The organism is Undibacterium sp. SXout20W (assembly GCF_049340285.1).
Lineage (GTDB): Bacteria > Pseudomonadota > Gammaproteobacteria > Burkholderiales > Burkholderiaceae_D > Undibacterium.
This window is the reverse complement of sequence record NZ_JBMPPH010000034.1, coordinates 40,330-48,147: the sequence shown is the minus strand read 5'-3', so window position 1 is coordinate 48,147 and position 7,818 is coordinate 40,330. Positions and strand designations below refer to the sequence as shown.

Annotated in this window: 7 protein-coding genes and 1 pseudogene; 1 reads left to right on the top strand and 7 read right to left on the bottom strand. The window is 44.8% G+C overall.

The genetic code is table 11. The features are described from left to right. Positions 1-117, top strand: a pseudogene (locus ACO0K1_RS15405) (IS30 family transposase); the annotation flags it as partial. A gap of 48 nt (positions 118-165) precedes the next feature. Here the strand turns inward: ACO0K1_RS15405 and ACO0K1_RS15400 are convergent. From ACO0K1_RS15400 to lpxB, 7 genes are all read right to left on the bottom strand, one after another. Further along, a complete protein-coding gene (locus ACO0K1_RS15400; RefSeq protein WP_423027266.1) occupies positions 166-849 on the bottom strand; it encodes a thiol:disulfide interchange protein DsbA/DsbL in 684 nt (227 codons plus the stop codon). Positions 850-930: 81 nt separating this feature from the next. Beyond that, positions 931-1,092 carry a hypothetical protein gene (locus ACO0K1_RS15395; RefSeq protein ID WP_423027264.1) on the bottom strand — a complete coding sequence of 54 codons (162 nt, stop codon included), beginning with the start codon at positions 1,090-1,092 and terminating at the stop codon, positions 931-933. A gap of 350 nt (positions 1,093-1,442) precedes the next feature. Further along, positions 1,443-2,747: a nitrate/sulfonate/bicarbonate ABC transporter ATP-binding protein gene (locus ACO0K1_RS15390; protein ID WP_423027262.1), complete on the bottom strand. Its 1,305-nt coding sequence runs from the start codon at positions 2,745-2,747 to the stop codon at positions 1,443-1,445. Positions 2,748-2,826: 79 nt separating this feature from the next. Beyond that, the gene (locus tag ACO0K1_RS15385) at positions 2,827-4,560 is read right to left on the bottom strand and encodes an ABC transporter permease (protein WP_423027260.1); all 1,734 of its coding nucleotides are present in this window, start codon (positions 4,558-4,560) and stop codon (positions 2,827-2,829) included. A gap of 480 nt (positions 4,561-5,040) precedes the next feature. Then, positions 5,041-5,724, bottom strand: coding sequence for an ankyrin repeat domain-containing protein (locus tag ACO0K1_RS15380; protein WP_423027258.1), 684 nt, complete (start codon positions 5,722-5,724; stop codon positions 5,041-5,043). Positions 5,725-5,766: 42 nt separating this feature from the next. Further along, positions 5,767-6,546 (bottom strand): TatD family hydrolase, encoded by a 780-nt coding sequence (locus ACO0K1_RS15375; protein ID WP_423027256.1) that lies wholly within the window; start codon positions 6,544-6,546, stop codon positions 5,767-5,769. A gap of 97 nt (positions 6,547-6,643) precedes the next feature. Beyond that, positions 6,644-7,813 (bottom strand): lipid-A-disaccharide synthase, encoded by a 1,170-nt coding sequence (gene lpxB / locus ACO0K1_RS15370; protein WP_423027254.1) that lies wholly within the window; start codon positions 7,811-7,813, stop codon positions 6,644-6,646. Positions 7,814-7,818 lie beyond the last annotated feature (5 nt).

Genomic DNA, 7,818 nt, shown 5'->3' with positions numbered 1-7,818 from the left:
TGGGCGATGAACAGCTTAAATCATCGTCCCAGAAAATGTCTCGGCTTCAAAACGCCGCACCAAGTATTTATGAAGCAGTTACAATCGCATCAACATGTGGTTGCACTTCGAAATTGAATCCGCCAATTATTTAAATTATTTAAATACGATTGTAACTATTGCAGTCTATTTTGAACGCTCTTTCAAGACACTCGCTACCAACGCATCAATTACCTGAAATGTTGCCGCAGTTAATTCATTGCGGTTCATTTTTGGATTACTGGCAGAAAGAATCACGGGATTCGTCAGATAACGTCCATTCACAATAAATGTAGGTGTGTTATCGACTTCATAACTTTCAGCAAGTTTTGGTAAGCGTGTTCTTGCTGCTGTCACAGAAAACGAATTATATGCATCGACAAATTTCGCTTTGTCTATCCCATTTTTTATCGCCCAATCGATATTATCCTCATCCGTCTTCAACCGTAAATGATCGATGTGCCACGCCTTTAACACCTTAGCGTGCATCGATTGCTCCAAGCCTAACGCCTGTAGAGTCAAAAATAAATGCGCTTCCGGATCATTGGGGCCATCATACGGTAGGTGAATACGACGAAATTCTACTTTATCACCCTGCTTTTTCAACCATTCAGCGATATCAGGCTCCGTCGCGTTACAGGCCGGGCAGTGATACATAAAAAATTCGACGACTTCCACCTTGCCCGGCGCTGCTTTAGCCTCTTGCGGCAACTTCAACGCGATGTAATCAATACCCTTCACTGGACTGGTGGGTGACGCGCTGGCCAATGATGCAATGAAAGCTAAACCAATTAAAGACAACCGAATTAAAGACACACGAATTAAGCGCATTATTTTCCTTCTTCAAAATTTGAGTACGGCATTCAAGCTCTTTTTATCTGCGATTTTAGATTGAAAAGCACGGTACCCATTTTACGGCACTACTGCGTATGCCAAAATAGCTGCGTATTGGTCAGACTCAAATTTCTTACCAACAACGAGCAATTGTCCTTGCAAAGCTGAGCGATACCTAAAAGAGAAAACGTCACCCTCTTTGTTCATTTTTTTCCAATAATCAGCCTGAACTAATGCCATTTTTCTTAAAAAAAACCGGGACTAATTTTAGATGCGTACTGACGATTTAATGTCAAATGATACATCAGTATGAACGAAACTTTCGGAAAACTCAGGGCTTTTAGTTGCTTCAGAGCCATCGATCGGTAACATATTATCGCTTGTATTTTTTTGCACTGCTCATCCTGTAAAAAATACCGATGATAAGTAAAGATGAATAAATGAAAAGCAGTAGAAAACAAGACGCGCTCCAAAAAACTTTAAATACCCTTCGTTAAATTGTTTTTTTCCATAAAAATGGCAACCTTTCGGGTTACCATTTTTATTATTTCGTCTCCACAACATTAACGGTTATGGCGACCACAAATAAATTACTCTTCACTTTCCTCTTCAGGCAACTTCAAGCGACCAGTATGGTAATCATACTCATAGACTTCACCATAACGACCCCATTCAATCGCCACTTCCAGCACCCGTTTAGCTTCATCAGCTTTCAGGAATTCTTCCAGCAATTCCAATAAAGGTTGTTCAGACAAGCTACCATTAACTTCTACTTCCAGTTTACGGCGAATATGGGCGGCCAACGGTACGTGCATTAACAACTGTTCACCAAAGAGCTCCTGTTTCTCAGCCTGCTCAGCCTCGAAGTATTTACGGCCTAACGGCGTCAAAATAATATCGCCCTTTTCCAGCACTGCAAAACCTAACAAGCTCAATGCTTCATAAGTCGGGAATAATTCTTCATCTGACAATTCGGCTTCTTCTGCCAATTGCGGTAAGTCAGCGCGACCGTTATATGGCGCTTCCGCGACCATATCCAAAATCGCTTCAATACGGCTAACGTCAGTATCTGGCAAGCGATAACCAAGATGCTTGGTGCTCGGTACTTCAGAGCTATGTTCATGCGTCGTCCGCATGGTCATCAAACCGTAGACTTCATCAATCAATGCCCGTACTTCAGCAGATTCCACATTACGTGGACGTGGCAGATCAATCTTGACTTCACAACGAATCGTACCAGGATCACTGGACAAAATAATAATCCGGTCAGCCATGACGACGGCTTCTTCAATATTGTGAGAAACGATCAATATCCCCTTGGTGGAAATTTTGTCTTCATCCCACAACTCTAACATGTCGTTACGCAGTGTTTCGCCAGTCAGAACGTCCAGTGCAGAGAACGCTTCGTCCATCAGCAAAATATCGGGATTGGTCACTAACGCCCGGGCAATACCCACACGCTGTTTCATACCACCAGATAATTCGCGCGGCAACGCGCCACCGAAACCGGCCAAACCAATCAGCTCCAATACGGCATCAGCACGCTCTTCACGTTCGTCAGCTGGAACACCTTGCGCTTCCAAACCTAATTCCACATTTTGTTGAACTGTGAGCCAAGGGAACAAGGCAAACGACTGGAACACCATCGCAACGCCAGCCACAGGGCCAAAAATCGCCTTATCACGGTAGGCGACTTTGCCTTTATCAGCAGGAATTAAGCCTGCCATAATGCGCAACAATGTCGATTTACCTGAACCCGATTTACCTAACAGAGCGACGATTTCACCTTCTTTAAGTTGAAAATCGACTTTATCGAGAATCAGGCGCGATTTGCCGTCAGTTGCTTTGAAGGACTTGGCGACCTGCTGCAGGTCTATCAATAAATTTTGAGCCATCTTTTTTTCTTTCAGACTACTTCAAACTACATACAGATTGCATACTCTAGGAAGTGATAACGTTAACAAAAAAACCTCGTTAACGAATATGATCTTCAGCCAATAAATACAATTTACGCCAGAAAAACCGGTTCAACAAAGTCACGAAAATACACATCACACCGATACCCAAAGCGATACGATGGAAATCACCCGTCTCTGTCATTTGCTTGATATAACTACCCAAACCATCAGCGATTAAGGTCGTTTTACCCCACGTGACATATTCCGCCACAATACTGGCATTCCACGAGCCACCGCTGGCAGTGATTGCACCCGTAATATAACTAGGGAAGATCGCAGGCAGGTAAACGCGCTTCCATTTCAGCCAGCCTTTCAAACCCAGGTTGTCCGCAGCCAGCCGCAACTCATTTGGAATCGTAGCAGCACCTGCCACGACGTTAAATAAAATATACCACTGTGTACCAAATACCATTAAGGGGCTAAGCCAGATGTTGGGCGTCAGATTTAACGACACCATCACAAACACGACCAGTGGGAACATCAGATTGACGGGGAACGCGGCCAGGAATTGTGCCACTGCCTGGACTTTTTGCGAGTACTGAGGGCGTAAGCCTATCCATACGGAAATAGGCACCCACACTAAAGAAGCAAGGCCAATCAAGAGCATTACGCGAATCAGCGTAATCGTAGCAAGCCCGAAGACGCGGATTACTTCACTCATCCCCACGTCACTATGAATAAAACTAATCAGACGGAAAATTGCGAGGAAGGTCACGACGGTCAGTATCCCATCCCAAATACGGGACCACATAGGGCTCATCGGCTTTTTCAACGCGCGTTCAGAAGTACCATCGTAAGTAACACTAAACCAGCCTAAACCACGGCCTAAAAATGCCCAGAAACTCTCTGTCCACGAACGCACCCAACTACTATTACGCATCCAATCCAATAACCACGATTGCTGCGCCGTTTCGCCCTGCGATTCCTCAAAGCGGAACTTATCTGCCCACGCCAATAATGGCCGGAAAAATAATTGATCGTAGAGCAGAATGCCCGTCAACATCGCAGCAATTGCCCACGCAATTGCATAACCATCTTTGGCTTCGATGGCTACCGCGATGTACGAACCAATACCAGGTAATTTGATGTCCTGACCAGCCACAGAAATCGCTTCAGCCGCCACGAGTAAGAACCAACCACCGGACATAGACATCATCATGTTCCAGAGCAAGCCAGGCATCGCAAACGGCAATTCAAGTCGCCAGAAACGCTGCCAGGAAGACAATCTAAAAATATGCGCAGCTTCTTGCAGTTCAGCAGGAACCGTACGCATTGATTGATAGAGACTGAACGCCATATTCCATGCTTGCGACGTAAAGATAGCAAAAATGGCAGCACACTCAACGCCAAGTAAATTTCCCGGAAATAAGGCAATAAAAGGTGCGATTGTAATCGCCTGAAAACCTAAGATTGGTACCGACTGTAAAATATCCAACGCTGGGATCATAATTTTTTCCGCAGCAGCGTACTTCACTGCAATGGCAGCAAACACAAAACTGAATAAAAGAGAAAATCCCAGCGCAGTAAACATGCGCAAAATAGTTCTGAGCAAATAGTAAGGAAGGTACCAGGGATCGAGAGAAACTTGCAACGCTTCGCCGACCGAGAAAGGCCGACTCATTTGCATCGCCGCGAATGCAAAAATACTCAGTAATGCTAAGATTAAAGGCAATAGCGCCCAGTCCCAGCGATTAGGCCCCTTGTCGTCGGCTACCTCATCACGCGATTGAAGTTTGAAGAGTTCAAACATGAGCACCACCCTGCTGCGAGCATTTGATCAGAAATTTCAACAAAAAAACATTTTTCATACGCACCAACCTACCTCCTCGGCTTTTGACATGTTGTCATCAGCACTGGGATAACTTGTTCTGAGTTCACCTATCCAGAAGACCAGCGAAACATCAGAACGACATAAACAAACTGGGTAGAAAATCAGCGAATGCTGCAAGAACTACTACCCGCCAAATGGCAAGGTAGCAGCAGGAAATCTGCGGTTACATTGCCGTGTTGAGGTCGACGTGTGATCGACAACTATAACCATCCACAGAATGAACTCCAAGAAGAAGAAGCCCGCACTTTAACACAGGGATATACCTGTTCACAATATGATGCGATGCAAAAAAATGTTTATATTTTCAGCTCACTTAAGAGCGAATAATCTCTAAAAATTGACGCTATTAAAATAAATAAGTCAGGGGCAAAATAGGCGCACTTAATTCAAAATTTTCTGCTATTTAAACAACGAAATAAGATCATTTCTACCCACTTCTTTGGCAAAATCCTTCGCTGTCATACCTGCGTCATTTTTAAGTTGTATGTCGGCGCCTGCATCAATTAATACTTTGGCCGTGTCGTATTTCCCCGACCAAATTGCCAGCATCAACGGTGTTGTTTTATTTGGCGACTCACTATCAATGTATGCCGCATTGTCGAGAAGCAAATTCAGCGTCTCGACGTTCCCACTTGCTGCCGCGTAATGGATGGCCGCCCAACCCGGACGATTAACTTCCGCCCCGGCAGTGATCAATTTCTGCACCACCACCGTATTTCCTGAATAACTAGCCAACATCAACGCAGTATCGCCATTTTGGGCGCGCGCTTCCAATTTAATTTCAGGTGAACTCAACAGCACATCAACTACCTTGAGCGATTTCTCTCTGATGGCAACCATCAATGCAGATTCACCTCTTAACGTCTCTACAGAATTAACGTCGATACCGCGTTGAAGCAATGACTTCACCGTAGCTGCATCATCAAATTTAACTGCAAAGATAAAATCATCATACGAACTAGATTCAGCATGGACAACACCCATTGCAAAGTTCTGAATGACCAGACAAAAAGAGTAAAGCACTATTAATCGCAGTGAACGTCGTAAACAATTTTTAGACATAATCTGATGTATTGTATTCACTTTTAATCTCCATCTATCCACTAGCTTCTGCGCGACTTTGCTCTATGCCGCAGCCTGAAACAAGTTAAAGAAATTTTGCGTCGTCACCGACTGCACTTCTTGCACAGATATTCCTTTTAAATCCGCCAGAAATTCACCGACGTGACGCACAAACCCAGGTTCATTCACTTTGCCACGATGAGGAGACGGCGCCAGATAAGGTGAATCGGTTTCAATTAAAATTCGATCCAACGGTAAAACTTTTGCCACAGCCTGCAAATCTTTGGCACTCTTAAAGGTAAGTATGCCTGAAAACGAAATATAAAATCCCATTGCTACCGCTGCTTGTGCAACTTCAAGGGACTCAGTAAAACAATGCATCACTCCCGCGACACCACCCTGCTCTACGCCTGCGCCTTCTTCCTGCAAAATACGTATTGTGTCTTCCGCCGCAGCGCGGGTATGAATAATCAAAGGTTTGCGACATATCCGTGAAGCACGGATATGTTGACGAAAGCGCTCCCTTTGCCACTCTAGGTCACCTTTTAATCTGAAATAATCCAAGCCAGTTTCACCGATCGCAATAATCTTCGGATGCTTCGCTAATTCAACCAACTGCTCAGCACTTGGTTCTTGGGTTTCTTCATAATCAGGGTGTACGCCGACAGAGGCGAAAATATGCGGATATTGCTCGGCCAATGCTAATACTTGTGGAAAATCAGGTAAATCTACTGACACGCACAAGGCATGGCTGACACCATTCTCGGTCATTTTTTGCAATACTTCTGGCATACGAGCGGCGAGCTCGGGGAAATTAATATGACAATGAGAGTCGACGTACATAATGAGACCAGATAAAAGTTAAATGGCAGCCTCAGCTGCCAAAAATTTGTGTGATGTCAGGATCATACACCCTTCGACGAGGTGTCGAATCAATCCTCTATCGTGCTGACCGATGCCGGGCTATCACATCAAGCACGGCTTGCGATGAAACGTTGGCGGTATCACGTAATAAAGTATGATGCATTTCAGTAAATCTATCTTTTAAATTTTTCTGCAAAACATCATCATTCAACTGCTGCCAGAGAGCATCAGCCATCGCCAATGGCGTCGCTGCTGACTGTAAAAATTCTGGCACTACAAATTCTCGTTCAAGAATATTCGGTAGGCCTATCCATGGCTGATAGCCCATATGCTTCAATATCTGCCAAGATGCCTCCATCATTTTGTAAGCAATAACCATTGGCTTTTTAAACAAAGCTACTTCCAATGATGCGGTTCCGGAAGCAACCAAAACGGCGTCAGCAGCAGCAATCGCTGTGTGTGAACGACCATCGATCAACAAGACTGGAACACCTTCGAGTTTTGCCGCAACCACCAACTTGATGTAATAACTTCTTTGTTTATTACCTGCCATTGGCACAACGATTTGCAAATGTGGGTCTCGCTCGAGCAAAATCTTTGCAGTACGAATAAAAGCTTCCGTGTTGTACTTGATTTCTGAAATCCTACTTCCAGGCAATATTGCCACCACCTTAAAACGAGGATCAAGCCCTAATTCTTCACGTGCCGCCTGTGTATCGATTTCCAAAGGGATAACTTGCGCCAGGGGATGTCCGACATAAGTTGCCGGAATGCCTGCATCACGGTAAATCTGCTCCTCAAATGGGAACACCACGAGCATATGCGACACCGCAGCGGCAATTTTTTTAATACGACCACCACGCCAAGCCCAAATTGATGGACTGATGTAATGAATTGTTGGAATCCCTGCTTGCTTCAGCTTGATTTCCATGTCGAGATTAAAATCCGGCGCATCGACTCCAATAAAAACGTCTGGTTTTTCTTCCAGCAAATTTTCAGTCAATTGCTTACGAATCCCGCTAATTTCTCGATAATGTACAAGTACTTCAAATATTCCGCGTACCGATAACTTCTCCATTGGCCAGTCGCTGACAAATCCATGCTCAGCCATGTGCGACCCACCGATACCGTGCATGCGCGCCTCAGGCAACCGCGGACGCAGCCCGGACAACAAACGTGCTGCTAGCATATCGCCGGACGTTTCACCGGCGACCATCGCAATATTTGATTGGCGAGAAGATGACATAGATA

What these genes read in the sequence shown, in the direction of transcription:
- ACO0K1_RS15375 (WP_423027256.1), bottom strand. Translation starts at nt 6,546, where the DNA reads ATGTACGTCGACTCTCATTGTCATATTAATTTCCCCGAGCTCGCCGCT.
- ACO0K1_RS15395 (WP_423027264.1), bottom strand. Translation starts at nt 1,092, where the DNA reads ATGGCATTAGTTCAGGCTGATTATTGGAAAAAAATGAACAAAGAGGGT.
- lpxB (WP_423027254.1), bottom strand. Translation starts at nt 7,813, where the DNA reads ATGTCATCTTCTCGCCAATCAAATATTGCGATGGTCGCCGGTGAAACG.
- ACO0K1_RS15390 (WP_423027262.1), bottom strand. Translation starts at nt 2,747, where the DNA reads ATGGCTCAAAATTTATTGATAGACCTGCAGCAGGTCGCCAAGTCCTTC.
- ACO0K1_RS15385 (WP_423027260.1), bottom strand. Translation starts at nt 4,560, where the DNA reads ATGTTTGAACTCTTCAAACTTCAATCGCGTGATGAGGTAGCCGACGAC.
- ACO0K1_RS15400 (WP_423027266.1), bottom strand. Translation starts at nt 849, where the DNA reads ATGCGCTTAATTCGTGTGTCTTTAATTCGGTTGTCTTTAATTGGTTTA.